General features: G+C 46.1%; 19 protein-coding genes. 11 read left to right on the top strand and 8 right to left on the bottom strand.

Translation table 11 applies throughout. From position 1 onward, the window contains the following. Window positions 1-99 precede the first annotated feature (99 nt). Together H6F74_RS18890 and fmt are read left to right on the top strand one after the other, a co-directional pair. The gene (locus H6F74_RS18890) at window positions 100-921 is read left to right on the top strand and encodes an OmpA family protein (RefSeq protein ID WP_190443744.1); all 822 of its coding nucleotides are present in this window, start codon (window positions 100-102) and stop codon (window positions 919-921) included. A gap of 402 nt (window positions 922-1,323) precedes the next feature. After that, window positions 1,324-2,325, top strand: coding sequence for a methionyl-tRNA formyltransferase (gene fmt / locus H6F74_RS18885; RefSeq protein ID WP_190443743.1), 1,002 nt, complete (start codon window positions 1,324-1,326; stop codon window positions 2,323-2,325). A gap of 25 nt (window positions 2,326-2,350) precedes the next feature. Here the strand turns inward: fmt and H6F74_RS18880 are convergent, their stop codons facing one another. The 3 genes from H6F74_RS18880 to ccsB all read right to left on the bottom strand — a co-directional run bounded on the left by H6F74_RS18880 (window position 2,351) and on the right by ccsB (window position 4,992). Further along, window positions 2,351-2,710 (bottom strand): DUF6464 family protein, encoded by a 360-nt coding sequence (locus H6F74_RS18880; protein WP_190425518.1) that lies wholly within the window; start codon window positions 2,708-2,710, stop codon window positions 2,351-2,353. 285 nt (window positions 2,711-2,995) lie between these two features. Further along, the gene (locus H6F74_RS18875; RefSeq protein WP_190443742.1) at window positions 2,996-3,772 is read right to left on the bottom strand and encodes a KGK domain-containing protein; all 777 of its coding nucleotides are present in this window, start codon (window positions 3,770-3,772) and stop codon (window positions 2,996-2,998) included. A 146-nt stretch (window positions 3,773-3,918) separates the two neighbouring features. Beyond that, window positions 3,919-4,992: a c-type cytochrome biogenesis protein CcsB gene (ccsB, locus tag H6F74_RS18870; protein WP_190443741.1), complete on the bottom strand. Its 1,074-nt coding sequence runs from the start codon at window positions 4,990-4,992 to the stop codon at window positions 3,919-3,921. A 196-nt stretch (window positions 4,993-5,188) separates the two neighbouring features. Between ccsB and clpP the strand changes: the two genes are divergently transcribed. After that, a complete protein-coding gene (gene clpP / locus H6F74_RS18865) occupies window positions 5,189-5,788 on the top strand; it encodes an ATP-dependent Clp endopeptidase proteolytic subunit ClpP (protein ID WP_190443740.1) in 600 nt (199 codons plus the stop codon). Window positions 5,789-5,974: 186 nt separating this feature from the next. Here the strand turns inward: clpP and H6F74_RS18860 are convergent, their stop codons facing one another. Continuing rightward, window positions 5,975-6,958: a hypothetical protein gene (locus H6F74_RS18860; RefSeq protein ID WP_190443739.1), complete on the bottom strand. Its 984-nt coding sequence runs from the start codon at window positions 6,956-6,958 to the stop codon at window positions 5,975-5,977. Window positions 6,959-7,047: 89 nt separating this feature from the next. On the opposite strand from H6F74_RS18860, the gene H6F74_RS18855 reads away from it, so the two are divergent. Beyond that, the gene (locus H6F74_RS18855) at window positions 7,048-7,242 is read left to right on the top strand and encodes a hypothetical protein (protein WP_190443738.1); all 195 of its coding nucleotides are present in this window, start codon (window positions 7,048-7,050) and stop codon (window positions 7,240-7,242) included. Between the two features lie 215 nt (window positions 7,243-7,457). On the opposite strand, the gene H6F74_RS18850 is transcribed toward H6F74_RS18855, so the two are convergent. Beyond that, window positions 7,458-7,637: a hypothetical protein gene (locus tag H6F74_RS18850; protein ID WP_190443737.1), complete on the bottom strand. Its 180-nt coding sequence runs from the start codon at window positions 7,635-7,637 to the stop codon at window positions 7,458-7,460. A 120-nt stretch (window positions 7,638-7,757) separates the two neighbouring features. Here H6F74_RS18850 and H6F74_RS18845 point away from each other — a divergent pair, with 120 nt between their 5' ends. The 3 genes from H6F74_RS18845 to H6F74_RS18835 are packed head-to-tail and all read left to right on the top strand — an operon-like array spanning window position 7,758 to window position 11,465. Then, window positions 7,758-10,031 (top strand): ribonuclease R family protein, encoded by a 2,274-nt coding sequence (locus H6F74_RS18845; RefSeq protein ID WP_190443736.1) that lies wholly within the window; start codon window positions 7,758-7,760, stop codon window positions 10,029-10,031. Window positions 10,032-10,091: 60 nt separating this feature from the next. Beyond that, on the top strand, window positions 10,092-10,709 hold the full coding sequence (locus tag H6F74_RS18840; RefSeq protein ID WP_190443735.1) for a flavin prenyltransferase UbiX: 618 nt from the start codon (window positions 10,092-10,094) through the stop codon (window positions 10,707-10,709). A gap of 42 nt (window positions 10,710-10,751) precedes the next feature. Beyond that, on the top strand, window positions 10,752-11,465 hold the full coding sequence (locus H6F74_RS18835) for a LapA family protein (protein ID WP_190443734.1): 714 nt from the start codon (window positions 10,752-10,754) through the stop codon (window positions 11,463-11,465). Window positions 11,466-11,538: 73 nt separating this feature from the next. Here the strand turns inward: H6F74_RS18835 and H6F74_RS18830 are convergent, their stop codons facing one another. Beyond that, the gene (locus tag H6F74_RS18830) at window positions 11,539-11,730 is read right to left on the bottom strand and encodes a hypothetical protein (protein ID WP_190443733.1); all 192 of its coding nucleotides are present in this window, start codon (window positions 11,728-11,730) and stop codon (window positions 11,539-11,541) included. A 381-nt stretch (window positions 11,731-12,111) separates the two neighbouring features. Between H6F74_RS18830 and H6F74_RS18825 the strand changes: the two genes are divergently transcribed. Next, window positions 12,112-13,521, top strand: coding sequence for an NB-ARC domain-containing protein (locus tag H6F74_RS18825; protein WP_190443732.1), 1,410 nt, complete (start codon window positions 12,112-12,114; stop codon window positions 13,519-13,521). A 162-nt stretch (window positions 13,522-13,683) separates the two neighbouring features. Here the strand turns inward: H6F74_RS18825 and H6F74_RS18820 are convergent, their stop codons facing one another. Continuing rightward, a complete protein-coding gene (locus H6F74_RS18820) occupies window positions 13,684-13,908 on the bottom strand; it encodes a hypothetical protein (RefSeq protein ID WP_190443766.1) in 225 nt (74 codons plus the stop codon). Between the two features lie 253 nt (window positions 13,909-14,161). On the opposite strand from H6F74_RS18820, the gene H6F74_RS18815 reads away from it, so the two are divergent. The 3 genes from H6F74_RS18815 to argB all read left to right on the top strand — a co-directional run bounded on the left by H6F74_RS18815 (window position 14,162) and on the right by argB (window position 17,398). Beyond that, window positions 14,162-15,655 carry an NB-ARC domain-containing protein gene (locus H6F74_RS18815; RefSeq protein ID WP_190443731.1) on the top strand — a complete coding sequence of 498 codons (1,494 nt, stop codon included), beginning with the start codon at window positions 14,162-14,164 and terminating at the stop codon, window positions 15,653-15,655. A 110-nt stretch (window positions 15,656-15,765) separates the two neighbouring features. Further along, window positions 15,766-16,344: a shikimate kinase gene (locus tag H6F74_RS18810; protein WP_190443730.1), complete on the top strand. Its 579-nt coding sequence runs from the start codon at window positions 15,766-15,768 to the stop codon at window positions 16,342-16,344. Between the two features lie 160 nt (window positions 16,345-16,504). After that, window positions 16,505-17,398: an acetylglutamate kinase gene (argB, locus tag H6F74_RS18805; RefSeq protein ID WP_190425558.1), complete on the top strand. Its 894-nt coding sequence runs from the start codon at window positions 16,505-16,507 to the stop codon at window positions 17,396-17,398. Between the two features lie 103 nt (window positions 17,399-17,501). On the opposite strand, the gene H6F74_RS18800 is transcribed toward argB, so the two are convergent. Beyond that, a complete protein-coding gene (locus tag H6F74_RS18800; RefSeq protein WP_190443729.1) occupies window positions 17,502-17,948 on the bottom strand; it encodes a hypothetical protein in 447 nt (148 codons plus the stop codon). Window positions 17,949-18,339: the final 391 nt, after the last annotated feature.

Genomic DNA, 18,339 nt, shown 5'->3' with positions numbered 1-18,339 from the left:
ACAAACAGGGAGGGGGAGAAGATACACATCAGCATAAAAGAATAACCTCGTTGACATTAGCGAGTGCTACTCTGTTGTGGAGGAAAGTGGGAAAAACAGGTGACAGAAGACGCAACATTTGCTAAGGCTAATACTTCCCCTCGCCAATCTAGGGGCAAGGGTCGATTTATACAGGCTTTAGGGTGGCGACTGCTGCTACTTTTGGTTGGGGGTGGTTTGGCTGGACTTTTTGGCATCGTTGTTGCCACGTTATTTCCTGACTTAAATGCAGAAGTGCCTCTGGTGGTAAAAGTGCTACGCCTCAAACAGAAGCAGTCATCGACTGCTGTTAGGATGATACCGTCACAGCTCAGCATAGAGCAAAGACAACAACTACAATCTGAGTTACAAAAGTTGCAGCTTGATTTACAGGGAATACGCGATCGCGCTAGCAACCTGGAAACTCAACTTGGTAGCGATCGCGCTAACGTTCCCCTAGAAGCGCGATTAGCTGCAATCGAAGGGCAACTTCAAGGCAAAAGCCTTCCTAATACCAGTCAACCAACCGCCTCTGTATCTGGATCGCCATCGGATGCCTTGAAAGTAACACTGCCCACGGATAGTTTATTTAAAGGCACTGAGAAAGTTTTGCTCCCAGAGGCCCCCGTGATTTTGGACGCAGCGATCGCTGATTTGCGTAATTACCAAGATGCGACAATTCATATTGCTGCCCACACTGATGACGCTGGGGAAGCCAAAGATAATACCGAAAAATCCTTTTTACTCGCTGGAACAGTTGAACAGTATTTATCTACCGCTTTGGGTAAGCAATACCGTATGGTTGTTATTGGCTATGGCGAAAGTTTTCCCTTGGTAATTAATGATAGCGATACCAACCGACAGCGCAACCGCCGAATTGAATTAATAGTTATTAGTCATTAGTGATATCATGCCCGGTCAATTGTCCATCATTGTTAGGGAACTTCTGTTCTATTAGGGGATGGGAGAATTTGGGTTCCGTCAAAACCTCTCTATAGCAGTCCTGTTTCATTCGTAAGAAAACGAACCGCAGAGGCGCAGAAAAATAAAAGAGAGAGGTTTATAACTTCTACAATAATTGATATAGAGGTGTTTTTATTATGGGCAATTCCACGAATTTGATATCATTAGTTAGTTATTAAGTAAGTAATTATAGCAATGATAAATGAGTTATAAATATTAATACACCGTGAATATAAAAAGAGCGCGGAAGAAGAGAAACATAACATTTAACGAATGATTTAGGATTAAGATAACGATTCCCAATCCCCAATCCCCAGTCCCCAATCCCCAGCCCCCAATTAAATGAAAGTAATATTTTTTGGCACACCACAGTTTGCTGTACCGACTTTAGAAAGGCTATTAAGCAATCCAGAATTTGAGGTTTTGGGCGTTGTCACGCAACCGGATAAGCGGCGGGGACGCGGCAATCAAATGATGCCTTCACCAGTAAAAAGTGTAGCTTTATCACATCAGCTAAGAGTTTGGCAACCCCAGCGGATAAAAAAAGACGAGGAAACTCTGACCCAGCTACAGGAGACGGGGGCTGATGTGTTTGTGGTTGTTGCTTACGGACAGATTCTCTCCCAACAAATTCTGGATATGCCTTCATTGGGTTGCATCAACGTACACGGCTCGATTTTACCGAAGTATCGGGGTGCTGCGCCGATCCAGTGGTGTCTCTATCATGGCGAGATAGAAACCGGAATCACGACGATGCTGATGGATGCGGGGATGGATACTGGTGCTATGCTCTTGAAAGCTTCTACTCCGATTGGGCTTTTGGACAATGCCCAAGATTTGCAAGAAAGGTTGGCTGGTGTGGGAGCAGATTTGTTAGTGGAAACTCTCCGGAAGCTGAATCAAGAAATTGAACCAATCCCCCAAGATGCTTCTGAGGCGACATATGCGCCGCTGATTAAAAAGCCGGATTATTCTCTCGATTGGTCGAAAGAAGCGATCGCATTACACAACCAAATCAGAGGATTTTTCCCGGACTGTGTGGCGAGATTTCGGGGTAATCCTCTCAAAATCATCGCTACTGCTCCCCTTGGCTCGGCTTATGGGTCATTACCACCAGAATTAGAGGCATTACAGCAGGAATGCCAAGCCTTATCTTCCCTTTCAGTTCATCCCGGTGAAGTGGTGAATATTGTCAAGGGAATGGGGCCCATTGTTCAAACCGGGGATGGACTGTTGCTACTGCGGGAAGTGCAGCTATCTGGAAAACGCGCTCAGTCTGGTTGGGACTTTGCCAATGGCACTCGTTTGGCGGTGGGGGAAGTTTTGGAGAGTTTTGAGTTATGAGTTAATAACTCTTACTCTTTCCCACTTAGCACTCAGCACTTTCAAATGAACGACAGCGATCGCATGGCCCCTCTGGATTAACTGCACAGCGAATTAGTTCTGAGTGAGCATTAAAGCGGCATCTAGCATCCCCAATTACCCAGCGCCCCTTTACAAAGCTTTTCTCTGTCGGACGTTGCGCTGACTGCACGTAAAGCGCGATTTTATGTAATCGATAGCGTCCCGCCTTGTACTGGTAGCGGTGGCGACGTTCTAAAACAGCGTAAGTTTTACCTGCTACATCTAGATAGTTACCCGGTTGCGGTGTCCAATCTAGATCGAGGTTGCCGAGAGACTGACGTGGATGCGTCAAAATCAGCTCTGTGGGTAAAGAGTATGGCTCCATAAACAACAGATGTGTTGGTAACTATATCTTCAAAGTATCGCACTCGCAGCTTATAGCCTGCTTTATCCTCGTTGGGAACGAGAATAGACAAGAGATAAATTTCGCGATCGCTTCTCAAAAATTTGTGTAGCCTCAGACTGAAGTCTAAGGCTACTTTCGCTTATGCGATCGCTTGACATCTTATAGCGTTTCTCAATTTGGTGGAATATATCGCGGTTCTGGCGTTATCGCCACCTTGGTAGGGACATGGGAATGTCATGTCCCTATGAATTGCTATAAACAATGTTATTGATTTTGCCAATTACCCTGGTTCATGTCTTGCCACACATCGTCAAGCAGCGAGTCGGCTGCGTTGTCTTCCGGGTCATTGTTTTGGGATAATTCTGCAAAGTCCAGCTCATCGTCCTGCATTCCTGTCATCCCTGACAAATCCAGTTCATTCTCATCGAAAACTGGTGAAATTGTCATATCCAGCTCATTTTCATCGAAAACTGGTGTCCCTGACAAATCCAGTTCATCCTCATCGAAAACTGGTGAAATTGTCATATCCAGCTCATTTTCATCGAAAACTGGTGTCTCTGCCAAATCTAGTTCATTCTCATCGAAAACTGGTGTCCCTGACAAATCCAGCTCATCTTCAGCGAATGGCCCCTCTACCAAGATGACCTCTTCTTCATAAATAAAGGCTGTCGGTGCTGCGACTAGCTCATCCTCTTCGATGGCTGCTGATGGCGGTGCCTGTCGTACTTGTACTGGCTGGCTCGCTCTCGTAGCTGGTGGCTGTGGTGCATCTGAATCTTCAGGAGAAAATTCCAGAGTAAATCTCACTTTTCCTTTTTGCCAGCCGTTAGAACCAAATCTCAGCACCTCACAAGAGATGCCTTGTTCGCTAAACCAACCATCTTTTTCTTCTGTCCATCCACCTAACCCATATTCCAATTGGGTTCTGATGGCTTCTGCGAACTCTCCGACTCTGAAGGTGCGGTGTCCAATTAAAATTTGGGCAGAATCATCAACAGAGAGAACTTCGCCTTTTGATAATGAGTCGAATTGATTATCCACAACTATCTCCCCCGGCTTAATTTTTTCAAAGTGTGATTAGTCAGTTGTCAGGTGTCACCCAATTGTCAAGTTGTCAATTTGAAACGTTGTCAGGTTCTAACAACTTTCCAACCTTCCAACGTTCTTTCCGCCAACAAACAAAAAGCTTAAAAGAACCAACCGTAGCTGTGGAGTCCTTTGCCCAACAGATTGACCCCAAGATAGCAGACCCAGACTACTACAAATCCTGTTGCTGCCAAAATTGCTGGTCGTCGCCCTTGCCAGCCTTTGGTGATGCGGGCATGGAGGTAGGCAGCAAATACCAGCCAGGTAATCAGCGCCCAGGTTTCTTTGGGGTCCCAACTCCAGTATGACCCCCAAGCTTCATTTGCCCAAACACCACCAGCGATAATCCCAATTGTCAGCAGAGGAAATCCTAAGCCGATGATGCGGTAACTGATGTTATCTAGGGTTTCGGCGAGATTCAGGCGCTGCGGCGACAGGATGGCAGCGTCATTAATTACCTCTTTTTGAGAGGTTTGTGGGTTGGCTAAATCGAGAACGGCGGTTTTGGCGCTGCCATTGCTTTCAAAAACACTGTTGACAGAAGATGAGTTGCTAGCTTCCCCTTGTGGTTGAAGTACCAAATCGCTTGCTTTTTGTAGACGGTAGGGGCGATCGCTTTCGTCCTTACTGCGAAATCCACCAGTTCCGACGGAACTGCCGCGAAGTTCGATGTTTTTCCCGCCACTAACGACAAGGAAAGCGATCGCTAACAGCGAACCCACCATCAGCGCTGCATAAGAGAGCATCATGACGCTGACGTGCATCATTAGCCAATTAGATTTTAGCGCCGGAACTAACGGTTCTGCCGACTGCATACTTGATGGCAAAGTCAAGGCGGCAAAAGCGGTGATGCCCATTGCCACTGGTGCAGTGACAACGCCCACTAAGCGACTCTTGCTCATATTTTCCGCAATTAGATGAATTGTGGTAATCCCCCAAGCCAGAAAAAATAAGGATTCATAGAGATTGCTTAAGGGGAAGTAGCCAGCTTCCAGCCAACGTGCGCTCAGTAAAGCAGCAATGCAGAGGTTCGCGATCGCCATCCCCGATGTTCCCAATACTGGTAGGTAAGGAATGTTATTAAAAGCCGCCCCTCCCCAGTAAATCAGCATCGTGACAAACAAGACAGCAAACGAGATATTATCCAACCCATTCTGAAGTGCAACCAGGTTCATGTTGTGTACTAGAAAGTGCAGTTTTAAAACAATCGCGTCGGCATAGCGCCACTTTGATCCTATCGGTTCTGGGGACTCTGGTTAGAGTTGGCAGTGTTTTTTAAGGCGATCGCGCAACGCATACGGAAACCCGCCAAGAGATTTCAGCATTCTAATCGCTAAAATTAAGAAAAATCACGATAACAGGCTTGGCGTAATGATTCCTACCGTAATCGAACAATCAGGTCGCGGCGAACGCGCCTTTGATATCTACTCCCGGCTGCTGCGCGAACGCATCATCTTCTTGGGACAACAAGTTGACTCCGACCTCGCCAACTTAATCGTGGCTCAGCTGCTGTTTCTAGATGCCGAAGATCCGGAAAAAGATGTTTACCTCTACATCAACTCTCCCGGCGGTTCCGTCACCGCAGGCATGGGCATTTTTGACACGATGAATCAAATTCGCCCCGATGTCAGCACCATTTGCGTCGGTTTAGCTGCCAGTATGGGCGCTTTTCTCCTCAGCGCTGGTGCCAAAGGTAAGCGGATGAGTCTGCCCCATTCCCGGATTATGATCCACCAGCCACTAGGCGGCGCTCAAGGTCAAGCCACGGATATCGCGATCCAAGCTAAGGAAATCCTTTACCACAAGCGTCGCTTAAATGAGTATCTGGCTCAACATACAGGTCAGGCTATTGAACGGATCGAGGAAGATACGGAGCGGGACTTCTTCATGTCGGCTGAGGAATCAAAGCAGTACGGACTGATTGACCAGGTGATTAACCGCACTCCCTCGGCGATGACCGCCACCAATTAAAAATCATACTTCTGTTAGGGGGAGCGAACGAACAGCCCAGCTCTTGTTTTGCTCCCCCCTTCAACTATGGTTTACTTTAGCCCACCCCTATCTCGTTTCTAGCCAGAAGCTAGAAATGCTCAAAGCAGGCTCCAAGCGTGCTTTGGGATACAATAGGAACCTAATACCGAATCCAATTCACCCTTGTTAATTTTCAGGCGTTGGCTGGGATTCAAGATAATGCAGGAATTCCAGCAATTCTTCCTCGTTGAGTTCGGCGCGAGTTGGTCTGCCGTAGGTACGCTGCAAATAATCGCGTCCTTGGCGTCCTTGATCCTTATTCCAGCCTAAGCGTTTAATTTCGTGAGTAGTTTGGGATAAAGTTTCTAGATAGTCTAAGAACTTCAGCCATTCTTTTTCTGTTAGTTGATTGCGATCGCGCTTGCCAAAACTTCGCTCTAGATAATCGCGTTCCTGATCTTTATTCCAGCGCAATTCCTTGAGCTTGATTGTAATTTTGCCAATCGCATCCCGCAAGTCAATTTCCTCGCCAGCCGGAGTTGTGCCACCCCATGACACATCGGCCGTCGTGGGAGCGCCTAAATCGTCTACTTTTCTGGCGCTGTTAACGTTATTACTGGAGTGATAACCAGGCTTTGTCCCCGTAGAATTGAACTGACTGCCAAACAACCCTCCAGAAACCTCTTCCGGTGTCTCGACAAAAGCATCCTCCTCATACAGCTCAGTTTGAGCCGGAGAAAACTCATCATCGGCAAACGGGACGACATCATAAGTCGGGAGTGACGCCGCCGGAGAAGGGACAGCACGGGGTCGTTGTGACGCAGCAAGTTCAGGGGTGTCATTAACGCTGAGTGTCTCAGAGTGACTTCCCATCGGGTTCGGCTGTACCACGCGCTCTTGCGTGACTGGTTCGGGTTTGGGGGTTTCTATTGGCGCTTCAATCGCAGCAGACTGTGTTGCTGTTGCTGGTGCCATTCCCAACAGGTTCAGCGCTCTAGTTGTTGCCTTATCTTCTGCCAGCTCAACTTCTGGAGCCGCCGCCAAACCTGTTGCCAGGGTAATACCTTCGACTTGAACAACTGCCCGAACCACATACTTTCCTTCGTGAATGGTCAGTAACTCGGTGGACAGGCTACCTAAGGGATAACGAACTCGGAATAGAGAAAACATAAACATTCCCACCCCTAAACCTAGTGGGATTTTGTAGCTCCCATCTTTTGTTAAGTATAGTACGCTGCTAAGAAAACGGATTTTCTTTAGTGCCTAAAGAAACTAAAATAATTAGAGACTGTTCATCGCTAGGTATAAAACCATTCTCTACTGCCCTCTACCTTCGCTTCGTCACCGAGTCCGTTTCACAGCGGTTGGCGGCAGAGGAAAAAGCAGTGGGTCAAAGTGCTTTTCGTCGTTCTCGTCGTCAAGCACCGACTCTCGTAAAAACTGGTTGGTTCTGAACGCCGATTAGAACCGGAGATATTATTCAGGACAGCTGCTTTACAGAAGCTGCTTGCGGGATTCCAGAATGGTAAAGAGAGCGATGTACCCCAAAAGCGCCCAAGTGCGGACTTAAAAGACGCGATAAATCCACGTCTGGTACAAGACTAGGAAACTAAGCTGTCTGTTGCCCAAAGTCTGTCTAAATGTGTTTCAAAGCACGTCTGGAGAAAGACTAAAGTCTTCTGCTTGTGTTCTTCTTATGCGATCGCATCGCACTCTCTAGAGATGACGGTTGTTTGTTTACTGTAAGGTGAAAAACGCGCCACAACAAACTTAACAGCAAGGCAGCAATAACAACACGACGGATGTGCAGCTGCCACATCAGGGTAAAAACACAAAGACGAAGAGTCATTAGTCATTAGTCATGGACTTTGGACAAGGAATGCGCGCACTAAAGACTAGAAACTAAGAACTAATGACTAATAACTAAGGACAAAGAATTGTTTTATGGCGGAGGCAAACTAATAGGTACATGGAATTTTCAATCGCTACACTACTTTCAAATTTTTCTGATGACAAATTAGTGGCTCCCAAGGTACTCGAAAAAAAAATGGGTTGCCACGATGAGGCGAGTCTGAATCAACTACAGATTGCCCTGGATGCTTTGGAGAGAATCGGAATTCTAATCAAAGAGCGTGGTAAGTATAGGCGCGTCTATGAAGAAGACGTGGTAGAAGCTAAACTGCGCTGTTCCAGTAAGGGCTTTTGTTTTGCGATTCAGGAGGTAGAGGGTTCTGAGGATATTTATGTGCGGGAGAGCCATCTCTCGACAGCTTGGAATGGCGATCGCGTACTGGTAAAAGTTACCAAAGAAGGAAACCGCAAGCGAAGTCCAGAAGGGGAAGTGCGGCTAATTCTAGAACGGGCAAATCCCTCGGTATTGGCACGAGTTAAGCAAAACGAAACCGGCTTTCGCGCTGTTCCTCTAGACGATCGGCTACTATTTGAACTTGACCTGGTTTCAGCCGAGAACCTGGCGGATGCTATTGATTACCTGGTACACGTAGAAGTCCTGCGCTACCCCTTGGCGACAAAACCGCCAGTAGGCAAAGTCGCTCGCATCCTTGGCAGTAATGCGGAAGCAGCAGCTGACACCGATATCGTCTGTTGCAAGCACGATTTACCTCAGAGTTTTCCCGCAGATGTGCTGTCACAAGCCGAAGCGTTGCCACAAAAGCTAGAGAAAAAGGATTTAAAGCAGCGTAAAGATTTACGCTCTCTGTTAACCCTCGCCTTTGCACCTGATGGTGGTTACAACCAAGAAAATGCAATCACCTTGGAGAAAACAGAGGATAAACAGTGGCACTTAGGCATTCACGTCACTGATGTTGCCCACTACGTCCAGCCGGACGAGCCACTGGATCGGGAAGCCCGCAAGCGAGGCATGACGGTGTATCTGGGCGATATGGTGGTGCAAATGCTACCGGATGCGATCGCAAGTCGCTGCTCTTTGGTGCCTGGTCAAGATCGGTTAGCCCTCTCAGTCATATTTACCATAGATTCAGCTTCTGGGCAGTTGGTGGAGTATGAGATTCACCCCAGCGTCATCCAGGTGGACACGCAGCTTAGTTACCAACAAGCTGAGGCGATTTTGGATCGCCATCAGGATGCCGACCCCCCAGTGATGGAAATGCTCAGTCAGTTATTCTTTGAGCTGAGTCCAGCTGTGAAAGCGCAACGATTTGCTAGGGGAGGATTTGAATTAAATCTGCCCGGTACTCAATTACACTACACCGATGAAGGAACTCTCGGAGCGATCGTAGTTTCGGGAGGAGTTCGTTCTCTGGTAATGGAGTTGATGCTGCTGTTCAATCAAGCAGTAGCCTCTCACCTGCAAGGGCTGTTTCTACCTGCAATTTATCGCGTTCAGGCACCCCCAGATACAGAGGATGTCCAAGAATTGATGAAGTTAGCAAGCAATCTGAGGATGGATCTACGTCTGGAACAGGAAGATGTAGTCACACCACGGGATTATCAACGTTTTACTCAGATGTTCGCTGCTTCAGGGTCGGAGCGCGTTTTGACATATCTATTACAGTCTACGCTTAAACCGTGTGCTTACAGCACGACTGGTGGCTCTCACTTTGGTTTAGCTTTGGGTGCGGGGGAACAGGAAGATGTTCCTTACACTCACTGTTTATCACCTTTGCGGCGCTACGCAGATTTAATGGTTTCGCGGATCTTGCTGGAGATGTTTGAGAAAGGACGCGATCGCCGTACTACCCGTGCTAAAGATAGCGTGAATCTCCGCCATAGTTCCTCTCACGGTAATATCAACTGGAATGTCTTACCGCCAGACGCGCAGCAAGAGTTGGAAGCGCAGCTTTCTGGTTTGGTTGTGCATCTCAACGAGCGAGAAAAGCTTACCATAGATGCCCAAGCGGATCTCCAAGGACTCAAAAAAGCTGAGTTGATGAAGGAGCGCACCGGGGAGGTTTTCCAGGGGTTAATTACTGGTGTCCAATCTTACGGTTTCTTTGTGGAAATCGAAGATTTGCTGGTGGAGGGACTGGTACACGTCAGTTCGCTCAAAGATGACTGGTATGAGTTCCGCTCCCGCCACGCCTGTCTTGTAGGACGTAAGAGCCGCGTTTCTTATCGATTAGGCGATCGCGTGGAAGTCCAAGTTAAAAGCGTTGATTACTACCGTCAACAAATTGACCTTGTAATCGTCGGCGGCGGTAGCGAAGCCAGCAATGAAGATATAGAGGGAGAAAACGGCGAGTCGGGTGAAATGGATGAATAGCTAATAGCTAATGGCTAATGGCTAATTGCCATTAGCCCTACTTGAAATGACCAATAACTAATGACTAAAAACACTTTGCCTCTAATCTTAGGCATCACTGGTGCCTCTGGCTTAATTTATGCTGTCCGTGCTTTGAAATTTCTGCTAGAAGCACAATACAGCATTGAACTGGTTGCCTCTAAATCTACTTATATAGTTTGGCAGGCAGAACAAAATATCCGAATGCCTCCTAACCCTGAAGAACAGGAACAATTTTGGCGACAGCAAGCGGGGGTAGAACTAGCAGGTAAACTACGCTGTCACCCTTGGAGCGATGTGGGAGCTAATATTGCTAGCGGTTCCTTCCGCACACTGGGGATGGTAATCATGCCGTGTAGTATGAGTACCGTGGCAAAGCTGGCGGCGGGTTTGAGTTCCGACCTGCTGGAGAGGGCAAGCGATGTACAACTTAAAGAAGGACGTAAACTTGTTATTGTGCCACGAGAAACGCCCTTCAGCCTGATTCATCTGCGTAACCTGACCACTTTGGCAGAAGCAGGCGCTAGAATTGTTCCAGCTATCCCAGCTTGGTATCACAATCCCCAAAGTATTGAAGACTTGGTGGATTTTGTTGTAGCTCGTGCTTTAGACCAGCTGGACATTGATTGCATCCCAATTAACCGCTGGGAAGGAAAATAGAAATTATAGTCTTAATTTTTAATTTCTCATTTTTAATAGATTATGCGGATTTTGCTGGTATTTTTGCTGCTGGGAACTCTGGCTTTATTTGCCATTCAAAACTTGTCGCCGTTGTCGATAGTGTTTTTCGGGGCGAGGACGCAGGCGCTACCGCTAGCGGTGTGGATAATGGTAGCGATCGCATCTGGCGTGATCGTTAGCGGTTTGTTGCAATTTTTCAGCTATCTGCAACAACGTCCTTTGCGATCGCGCATCCGCAAACTGGAAAAACTAGAAGTCGAATCAACTCGTTCTAACTCGCGACGGCGCGAAACTGGGGATTATACTCAACAAACCCCTTACACCCCTCCCCCTCCACCACCGCCGGAAACTAAAAACACCGAGTCGTATCAAGATGACTGGGAAGAGGATACCAGTACAAGTGATGACGATGAGTGGGATTTTGACGAGAAGCCAGCCGCCGCAGACACCAGTCCTCAAAATTTTCCCGAAGAAGACCGCACGAGGTACGAAGTTAGGCAAGAACCAAAAAGCGCCTCACGAGCTGGCTCAGTCTATTCTTATAGCTACCGGGAACCAAAGAATTCCGGCGTTGGAAAAACTGAGGCGGTTTATGACGCCAATTACCGCGTGATTACGCCGCCCTATCAACCACCCACCCCGGAAACCAATCAGGATGAGGATGACTGGGGATTTGAAGATGAGGAAGAAGACAACTTTGAGGATGATTGGCGCAGCGACAAGCCAAGAGCGTGACCCCTAGCCACGCTCCTAATCGGAATTGACAATTTCACCGTTCTATGCTTGATTTGTTCAAGATCCCAAATGCTTATGAGCGTAGTAGTTCGCGGGATTGCTGCTTTACGTGTCCAGCCATAGCCGCTTGCTGTAAGGTCATAAAGGCGTTCAGATCCTCTCTGTCATACTTTTTTTTGAGCAGCTGTCGCAGTTGTTCTTCAGCTTCTATCGTTAAGTAGCCGATGGCTAGAGCCTGTTGGACAAGTTCACGGATTAGCATCATGTGGTTATTACCTAGAAAAACGTCAAGAGCAAACACCGATTTTTTAAATGCTCAACTCGCTTAAGTAGATTTGCGGATGCCATATCTGAGAACGGGGGAAGATACCACTTACGTAGCTGAAACTGCCACAACTGTCTAAACTCAAGGAAAACCGTAGCCTCATCTCCTTTTCCCTCCACACCCTGTAAATATTTAATAAAGTTTAGATGAAAGTTCGATGAAGTCTCCATAAAATTAAGGATAACTAAAAGATTACGTAAACTACACCTAACAGACGTTATTAAATTCGTTATAACTTTATCGTTAGTTCGTTAGTATTTCATAATTAATCAGTTAAAATCAGGCGTTGGCAATCTTGAATTGGGATGGCAACGCAGGGGAATGGAATCAACTGTTAATGAACAGGAAGCCGATTTTCAAGAGGCGGCAAATAACTGGAATCTGGAAAAGCTATACATAGACTTAGCTTCTGCCAAAGGTAGAAGCCTGACACCAGTTGAAAAAAAATTCTTGAGAGGCTTACTATGTGGTTACTCTCCTGCCGAAATTGCAGATACTGTCTACAAAAGTCGCACTTCGAGTGCCGTTAGAGTCTATTTATCCAATGGTTTATATAAATATATTCAGGAACTTCTAATTCGTCAGACTGGCGACACAATAAAGATAAAGAACTGGAGCCGCGTTACTAACTTGCTCTCCAAAGCAGGATATAAAACTGAATCTGTTAATTTGCCAGAACAAAATCAAAGCGAGACAGAGGAGACGTTACAGTCTACAGTAGTTGCTGATCAGCACCAAGATTGGGAAGAAGTTATAGATGTAGAAGACTTCTATGGTTCTCAAGAAGAACTAGCAACTCTAGAACAATGGATTGTTAATGACAGCTGCCGCTTGGTGGCGTTGCTAGGAATGGGGGGAATCGGTAAAACTGCTCTTGCTGTAAAGTTGGCAGAACAAATAAGCGAAAATTTTGAGTTTGTCATCTGGCGATCGCTTCGTCATGCGCCACCGATTCAGGATCTGGTGGCTTCTTTGATTCAATTTCTGTCTCAAGGACAAGAAACAGTAGACAGTGCATCAGCAGAAGAGAGAATTTCTCGCTTGATGACTTATATCCGAAGTCGCCGCTGTTTGCTGATTCTGGATCAAGCTGAAGCGGTTTTGTGCAGTGGCAAAAATGCTGGTTACTATAGCTACGAATATCAGGTGTATGGAGAACTATTTCGACGCTTAGGAGAAGAACGCCATCCCAGTTGTTGTATTCTCACCAGTCGGGAAAAACCCAAAGAAATTGCCGCACTCGAAGGCGCAAACCTACCTGTTCGCTGTCTTGAATTGCGGGGGTTAGCAGTATCCAATGCACAAGAACTGTTGCAACTCAAAGGTTTGATTGGCGATCCAGAAGAATGCCGAGTTTTAATTAACCGTTATAGCGGTAATCCGTTAATTCTCAAAATTGTGGCGACGACAATTAAGGATATTTTCAACGGTAATATTACAGACTTTTTATTAAAAGAAATTGTGGTTTTTGGGGATATCGGCGATTTACTAGATAGACATTTTGAGCGCTTATCGAATATAGAAAAAAAAGTAATGTACTGGCTGGCAATTCGTCACAAGTCTGTTTCTGTAGGTGCCTTGCAAGAGGAGATTGCACCAGGAATATCGAAACGGGAACAGATGGAAGCAATTGAATCTTTGCGGAGGCGATCGCTTTTGGAGAAAAACTTAACAAACTTCACGCTTGTACCAGTAGTCAGAGCGTATCTAGCGGAAAAATTAGTTGAGTAAGTTTAGGGAGAAATAACTGCTAAATCTGTTGCTTTCTTAATCAGCCTAGTATTAATTAATCCTCCCAGCGACGCATAGGAAAATAATTCTTGGAGGACTCATCAATAGTAAATTTTTGATTGTTGAAAGCTATTAACCTCAACCATCCAGATTTTTGTCTGGCTATGAAGCTCTTAAACTCTGCCGGGAAAGCTGCTCTTGTCGCGCTAATTCGCGAGACTCTTGGCGAACCCGACCCTCCATTGCTGCTTGCTGCAACTTCATAAAGGCTTTGAAATCTTCTAAGCCATATTTCGTGGTTAAAAGCCTCCGCAGTTGCTCCTCGGCTGCGATGGTAAGATAGCCCGTCGTCATAGCCTGTTGGACAACTTCACGGATATTAATCACCTTACTCTTCATGGGTAGCACCCCCAAAAACTTATCAACCTAAGTGGAATCACTGGGATTTTACGATTTAGCCTTATTAAGCAACAGTAGCATCACTGAATGTAGCTTACGGTAATTTAAAGTTAATTTAAAAGAAATTTAAAGTTAACATAAAGGTTTCATAAGCAGATATATTAATAACATTGGGTTAATTTATAGAAATCCAAATTTATTTCTTAAGGCAGAGTCTTAATAAGGTTTAGTTGTATTTATTATGACTGGTGCATCTGAAATCAAAAGAGGTAATAGTAACGTTTATTTATCCGGGAGTTTGAAGCAAAAGCTACATGATGAGTTCAAAAAAAGATATAAGCCAAATGGCAACCGGGCCCTAATACAAGACTTTTTAAGCGCGTGGCGGAAACAACTCGATACACCTGAACCATCACGCCAAGCTTTACGAGCTATTTTGGAATCAGATAGTCGCCACACCTGCGAGTATCGGATTGCCAACGGCTTATGTCAACTGTTACTCAACTGTTCATACGATGAATCGATAGACTTATACCAGCAGGTTCAAGACACAACCGATAGGGAGTTAGTAGTTACTCAAAACTGCTCGTTTGCAACTCCTGTTGTCGGATGTTCTTCATCGCAGCCAGAGCTAAAAACGTCAGCCACCACGCCACAAAATGAGAACTCAAAACGCCAAATAGGGGTATTTATACCAAATACTCGCTGCCGGAGTGTGTGGGGAAGAGATAACTTAATTGAAGAAATATTACAGCGGATTTGCGATCCGAATGAAGTATCTATCCTCTCGCTTACTGGCAGTCCGGGGTATGGAAAATCGGAAGCTGCGAGTTTGGTTGCCAAAGAAGCACTTAAAAGAAATCTATTTAGTGATGTGCTATGGGTTACGGCTCGACAAAGCGAATTAGTTGATGGTTATATTAGCTTTGAAAAGCCTTTTAAATCTTTTAGTTGGCAGCAATTTATCAAGGAAATAGCATATCAGCTAGCTTGCCCTGTAGAGCAAGTTCCCCAGCGTCTTAGAGAAGAAAAGCTGCTACTCGTATTAGACAACGCTGAAACTGCACAAATTGAGAATATTGTGGGGAATCTTGTCAAGATGCTTAACCCCAGCCGAGCGCTGTTAACCAGTAGACTTAGGTTCAAACCTCCATACTTAGGATTAATTGAAGTTCCAAGGCTTGAAGAAAAATGGTCACACATTTTGTTAGCTGATGAGGCAAAATACAATAATCTAGCGATACTCAGACAGGCAAGTGATGAACAGTTACATCAATTGCATGAGTTTTCTTGCGGCGCACCGCTAGCGCTACATTTTTTGGTTGGGCGTATTTTTCACGTTCGGACACTTGAGCCAGTATTGTCGGAACTTTCAGCGACCAGCCGACCAGTTGAAACATTCTATCGCTTCTGTCTGGAGGCAACTTGGCAGCGAATCGGTGTGCCAGCACAGAGCGTACTGCGTTGTATAGCTGGGAGTGATGTAAGCGTCAGCAGAGCAGATTTGTCTAAAGATTGGAAGTTGCTAGAAGAAGATTTGGACATAGCGATCGCTGATCTGCGACGATGGTATTTAATTGAAGATTTACAAGATTTGGAGATAGACAATCCACGATATAATTTGCATCCTTGGGTGAAAAGCTGTGTGCGGGGTGGATTTGTGGAAAAGTGGCAACCACTACGAAATTTGAAAGAGGTAGTCTTACAAAATTTTGATATATATGGTAATAGGTAATGGGAAAGCGAAAGACCAATTCTATTTTCTGGAGTTGATTGCGAAAGTTTGAAAGCGTAGGCTCTTAGCCGAGGCGAAGCCATCGCTTGTAGAATTTAATATTTATAGATATGGAAAACAATAATCGTCAAGTTAGGGAATCGCTCAAGGGCATCAATATCTATCTGGTGGGGATGATGGGTGCTGGGAAGACCAGCGTAGGAAAATTACTTGCCCAGCAGCTGGGTTATGGTTTTGTGGACACCGATAGCGTAATTGAGAAAGCTGCTGGTAAATCCATTAACGATATTTTTGTCAGTGACGGTGAAGACAGCTTTCGACAGATGGAAAGCAAAGTGCTACAGGAAATGTCAGCTTTTACCAGGTTAGCGATCGCGACTGGCGGCGGCATTATCCTGCGCTTAGAAAATTGGGGCTATCTGCAATACGGTCTAGTAGTGTGGCTAGACGCACCAATAGAACTTTTAGTCGCCCGTCTGCAAAACGATACCACCCGACCTTTGTTAAAAAACGCTGACCTAGCTACCGAATTGGAAAACCGTTTCCACCAACGCCAGTCACTCTACGCGCAAGCAGACCTGCAAATATCCATTAGCCAAGAGCAAACTCCCGAACAAATCGCCAAGCAAATCATAGAAGCGATTCCCACAGTTCTCAAGAAGCGACCTCCAAGCAATAACGGTCATTAAACCTATCCCTAATTTGGTGTAGAATTTACCTAGACTAAAGGTATAAATTATGATTAGAGATTGAAATATTGAATCTTCAAACACCTGCAAATAAACGCCTCGCAGAGGCACCTATGTTCTAAACTTCTAAAAACAATAACTAGCCTGATTCTGCCAAGTAATGATCAACGATAGCGAATACATCCTGAAGGCTGAAGCCACGCGGGTGCGAGTGCTAAGCGAAGCACTACCCTACATCCAGCAATTTGCTGGTCGCACCGTTGTCGTCAAATACGGCGGCGCTGCCATGAAAGACAGCTCGCTCAAAGACAAAGTAATCCGCGACATCGTATTCTTATCCTGCGTCGGTTTGCGCCCAGTTGTAGTACATGGCGGTGGCCCGGAAATCAACTCTTGGCTGGATAAGCTGGGAATCGAGCCACAATTTAAAAATGGTCTGCGCGTCACCGATGCTCCCACAATGGATGTTGTGGAAATGGTTTTAGTCGGTCGGGTGAATAAAGAACTCGTCTCCCTGATTAACCGGGCTGGAGGCAATGCTGTAGGACTTTGCGGCAAAGACGGCAATTTATTCAAAGCCCGCCCAGAAGGTGCCGAGGGTATTGGCTTTGTTGGGGAAGTTACCAGTGTAGATACCAAGCTTTTGCAGTCTCTGGTTAATAGCGGTTATATACCCGTAGTGTCCAGCGTTGCGGCAGATGAAACTGGGCAAGCTTATAACATCAACGCTGACACCGTAGCTGGGGAAATTGCGGCGGCTTTGGGCGCAGAGAAGTTGATTTTGCTCACAGATACAGCAGGAATCTTACAGGATTACAAAGACCCATCCACCCTCATTCCCAAGGTAGATATCGGCGAAGCGCGGCGTTTGATTGAGGCTGGTGTAGTCGGCGGGGGAATGATTCCCAAGGTGAAGTGTTGCGTGCGTAGTCTTGCCCAAGGCGTTCATGCTGCACACATCATTGATGGTCGCATCCCCCACGCACTGCTATTAGAAATTTTCACCGACGCTGGTATCGGGTCGATGATTATCGCTTCCGAGTTTATGGCTTGAGGACTGGGGGCTAGGGGCTGGGGACTGGGGACTAGGTACTAGGAAGAAGGTACTAGGTAAGAGTCCTTCCAATTCCCAATCCCCAGTCCCCAATCCCCAATCCCTAACGAATAATAATCCGCCTTGGCGAAACAAAAGGTCTTTGATATACCCGTGGTCTAATAATCCCTGGGTTAATCGGGCGCAAATCATTAAACCGTGGATTCACTCGGATGAGTGGCGAGTTGAAGACTCCCCCATTCACCCTGACAGAAAAGCCTGGATTGACCGGATAGTAACCCGGATAGTAATCCGAATAGTAATTGTTAGAAAAACCCGTTACTGGGTTTACAGGAATCGGACTGGGGATGGGACTGCCGTAAATCCAGTTGCCAGTTGATGGCCGTGGAATTACGTAAGTAGGGCGATTCCGTATAATTACTGAGGGTCTAGCGTTAACGGGTGAATTCGCTCCTGTTAACATGGCGAATCCTAGCGTTAACGGTGCTAACAGGGTAGCAAGACAAAGCCGATTGAATCCACCTTGAGACAGATTTATTGCTTTGAGCATGGTTTTAGCTCCCGATTTATTGGATAGTAACTTGATATGAAAGCTTGAATTACTTCTTAAGGTACGCCCTGGCAAAGCTAAGTAGATTCCCCTAGCTGATTCACCTGAATGGGTGATATTGGGGATTGGGGATTGGGGATTGGGGATTGGGGAAGAGGAAAAAGTCTTACCTAGTCCCTTCTTCCCAGTCCCCAGCCCCTCTGTGATAAAACCCTGGTGAAGGCAAATTATGGCAGGAGTTTTGATTTCAGGATCAACCCCTTCGCTAAAATTTAAAGGCAGGGTGGTTTCATGTTAGCCAGAGAAAAACCTGGTGAACCTGATTGGCAAGATCGCGGATACAATCGGGAACAGTGCGACAGCCTAAACGACGGGCTAAAGTAATCAGAAA

It is taken from the genome of Trichocoleus sp. FACHB-90 (assembly GCF_014695505.1).
GTDB classification, from domain to species: Bacteria; Cyanobacteriota; Cyanobacteriia; order Cyanobacteriales; family FACHB-T130; genus Funiculus; species Funiculus sociatus.
This window is presented reverse-complemented; position numbering and strand designations above follow the sequence as displayed.

Excerpts from the sequence above, each read along its gene's own strand:
- H6F74_RS18815 (WP_190443731.1), top strand. The coding sequence starts at position 14,162 with ATGACTGGTGCATCTGAAATCAAAAGAGGTAATAGTAACGTTTATTTA.
- H6F74_RS18850 (WP_190443737.1), bottom strand. The coding sequence starts at position 7,637 with ATGACTCTTCGTCTTTGTGTTTTTACCCTGATGTGGCAGCTGCACATC.
- H6F74_RS18840 (WP_190443735.1), top strand. The coding sequence starts at position 10,092 with ATGACTAAAAACACTTTGCCTCTAATCTTAGGCATCACTGGTGCCTCT.
- H6F74_RS18810 (WP_190443730.1), top strand. The coding sequence starts at position 15,766 with ATGGAAAACAATAATCGTCAAGTTAGGGAATCGCTCAAGGGCATCAAT.
- argB (WP_190425558.1), top strand. The coding sequence starts at position 16,505 with ATGATCAACGATAGCGAATACATCCTGAAGGCTGAAGCCACGCGGGTG.
- ccsB (WP_190443741.1), bottom strand. The coding sequence starts at position 4,992 with ATGAACCTGGTTGCACTTCAGAATGGGTTGGATAATATCTCGTTTGCT.
- H6F74_RS18860 (WP_190443739.1), bottom strand. The coding sequence starts at position 6,958 with ATGTTTTCTCTATTCCGAGTTCGTTATCCCTTAGGTAGCCTGTCCACC.
- H6F74_RS18800 (WP_190443729.1), bottom strand. The coding sequence starts at position 17,948 with ATGCTCAAAGCAATAAATCTGTCTCAAGGTGGATTCAATCGGCTTTGT.
- H6F74_RS18880 (WP_190425518.1), bottom strand. The coding sequence starts at position 2,710 with ATGGAGCCATACTCTTTACCCACAGAGCTGATTTTGACGCATCCACGT.
- clpP (WP_190443740.1), top strand. The coding sequence starts at position 5,189 with ATGATTCCTACCGTAATCGAACAATCAGGTCGCGGCGAACGCGCCTTT.
- H6F74_RS18835 (WP_190443734.1), top strand. The coding sequence starts at position 10,752 with ATGCGGATTTTGCTGGTATTTTTGCTGCTGGGAACTCTGGCTTTATTT.
- H6F74_RS18825 (WP_190443732.1), top strand. The coding sequence starts at position 12,112 with ATGGAATCAACTGTTAATGAACAGGAAGCCGATTTTCAAGAGGCGGCA.
- H6F74_RS18845 (WP_190443736.1), top strand. The coding sequence starts at position 7,758 with ATGGAATTTTCAATCGCTACACTACTTTCAAATTTTTCTGATGACAAA.
- fmt (WP_190443743.1), top strand. The coding sequence starts at position 1,324 with ATGAAAGTAATATTTTTTGGCACACCACAGTTTGCTGTACCGACTTTA.
- H6F74_RS18830 (WP_190443733.1), bottom strand. The coding sequence starts at position 11,730 with ATGATGCTAATCCGTGAACTTGTCCAACAGGCTCTAGCCATCGGCTAC.